This is a genomic window from Dietzia sp. B19 (genome assembly GCF_014145155.1).
Lineage (GTDB): Bacteria > Actinomycetota > Actinomycetes > Mycobacteriales > Mycobacteriaceae > Dietzia > Dietzia natronolimnaea.
Window position 1 is genome coordinate 1 of sequence record NZ_JAALED010000405.1, and the last position, 2,206, is coordinate 2,206.

2 protein-coding genes and 1 pseudogene are annotated in these 2,206 nt (G+C 72.5%); 1 reads left to right on the forward strand and 2 read right to left on the reverse strand.

Going from position 1 to position 2,206, the window contains the following annotated elements:
- Window positions 1-82 precede the first annotated feature (82 nt).
- Together G6020_RS11795 and recO are read right to left on the reverse strand one after the other, a co-directional pair.
- On the reverse strand, window positions 83-850 hold the full coding sequence (locus G6020_RS11795; RefSeq protein WP_182610761.1) for an isoprenyl transferase: 768 nt from the start codon (window positions 848-850) through the stop codon (window positions 83-85).
- A 31-nt stretch (window positions 851-881) separates the two neighbouring features.
- Window positions 882-1,790: a DNA repair protein RecO gene (recO, locus tag G6020_RS11800; protein WP_182610760.1), complete on the reverse strand. Its 909-nt coding sequence runs from the start codon at window positions 1,788-1,790 to the stop codon at window positions 882-884.
- A 146-nt stretch (window positions 1,791-1,936) separates the two neighbouring features.
- Here recO and G6020_RS11805 point away from each other — a divergent pair.
- Window positions 1,937-2,206: pseudogene (locus tag G6020_RS11805) on the forward strand (esterase); the annotation flags it as partial.

Genomic DNA, 2,206 nt, shown 5'->3' on the forward strand with positions numbered 1-2,206 from the left:
GGCGGTGGTAGGCGCGACCACTCGACGACAGCACGGCGCGGGCACGGGGTGGGCACGCGCGTACGCCCGGCCGGGCTGCGGGTCAGGCTCCCGCCACTCCCCCGAATCGCCGGTCCCGCTCGGCGTACTCCAGGCACGCCGCCCACAGGTCGCGGCGGTCGAAGTCGGGGAACAGCGTGTCCTGGAAGACGAACTCGGCATAGGCGCTCTGCCACAGCAGGAAGTTGGAGGTGCGGAGCTCACCGGACGGTCGCAGGAAGAGGTCGACGTCCGGCATGTCCGGCTCGTCGAGGTAGCGGGAGAAGTTCTCCTCCGTCAGGTCGTCGGCCGAGACCTCCCCGGCGGCGACACGACGCGCGAAGTCCCGCGCGGCGTCGACGATCTCCGCACGGCCGCCGTAGTTGACGCACATCGCCAACGTCATGACCGTGTTGTCCCGGGTGAGTTCCTCGGCCTCCTCGAGCTCGGAGATCACCGACTTCCACAACTTGGGGCGTCGACCGGCCCAGCGGACCCGCACCCCCAACTCGTGCATCTCGTCGCGGCGGCGGCGCAGCACGTCCCGGTTGAAGCCCATGAGGAAGCGCACCTCCTCGGGGCTGCGCTTCCAGTTCTCCGTGGAGAAGGCGTAGGCGGACAGGTACGGGACACCGATCTCGATGCACCCCTGGACCACGTCCATGAGTACCGCCTCACCCTGCTTGTGGCCCTCGGTCCGGGGCAGGCCCCGCTCCTGGGCCCAGCGTCCGTTGCCGTCCATCACCAGTGCGACGTGGCGCGGCACGAACTCCGACGGGATCGCGGGCGGCCGCTCCCCCGACGGGTGCGGGGTGGGCGGCCGTACGGTCACCGGCGCTGCGCCGTCCCTCGACGGGGTGCGCTTACGGAATCTGGGTAGTCCGGGCACGGGACTCCTCCACGGGTTCGTCGGGAACGGGTTCGGCGGGACGAGGCCCGTCGGGAGCGGGCACTGCGGGGACGGGTGCTGCGGGGACGGGTTCTGCTGGAATGGGCACTGCGGTAGCGGGCGCTGCGGAGACGGGGTCTACCGTCCCGCGGTCGACCAGGGGCAGGCTGCGCAGGTCACGCTCGAGATGCCACTGCAGGTGCGCGGCGGCGATGCCGGAGGCCTGGCGGACGACGGCCGCGGAGGAGCCTGCGACGGCCTCCCACTCCCCGGCCAACAGCGCTGACAGGTGCTCGGTCACGCCGGGGGTCAGCATGGCACACCCCTGCGGCCTGCAATGCACACACACGGTACCCCCGGACGCCACGTGGAACGCCCGGTGCGGGCCCACCACGCCGCAGCTCACACAGCAGTCCAGGACCGGTTCCCAGCCGGACGCCGCCATGGCGCGCAGGAGGAAGGCGTCGGCGACCAGCCCGGGCGGGCGCCGGTGTTCGGCCAGGGAGCGCAGGGCGCCGACGGCGAGGCCGAGCAGCCTCGGCGTGGGTGCCCCCTCCTCCCCGGCCAACCGCTCCGCGGTCTCCAACACCACGCAACCGGAGGTGTAGGCCGGGTAGTCCGCCACGAGAGGTCGCGCCAGTGACTCGCGGCTCGACGCCTGCCTGACGGTGCCCAGACCGCTCCGACCACGACCCGGGGCGATCTGCACCTCCACCACGGCGAACGGCTCCAGGCTGGCGCCCATTCGCGAGCGGGTACGGCGCACCGCACGGGCGACGGCCCTGACCAACCCGTGCTGTCGGGTGAGCAGGGTGACGACCCGGTCCGCCTCACCGAGGTCATAGGTACGCACGACCAGGCCGGTGTCGGTGAACGGGTGCATCCGGGCCTCCTCTCGGCGTGGGCACAGACGGTCATTCTCCCACCCCCGGCCACTGCGGCGGGTATCGCGCCGGGCGCGCGCCCGAACCGGAGACTCCCCTCCGCCGGGCAGGATCCCGGCTCCCCGAGGGCAGTTATAGTCTCGCTGTGCCCAGTATCGCGTCCCGCCTGGTTCCCCTCGTGATCCGGGCCACCCGGCGACAGCGCGTGTTCGCCGACCCGGACCGCGCGCGCGCTTTCCTCGACGAGGCCGCGGTGCGTCCGGCGTCATATGCCCCGCCTCAGCTGCGCGACGACGTCCGGCTCACCCGAGCCGATCGGCACGGCTGGCCGGTCTACGTGCTGGAACCCGCCGGGGCACCCGCCCGCGGCACGGTCGTCTACGTCCACGGTGGTGGCTGGGCCAAGGAGATCAGC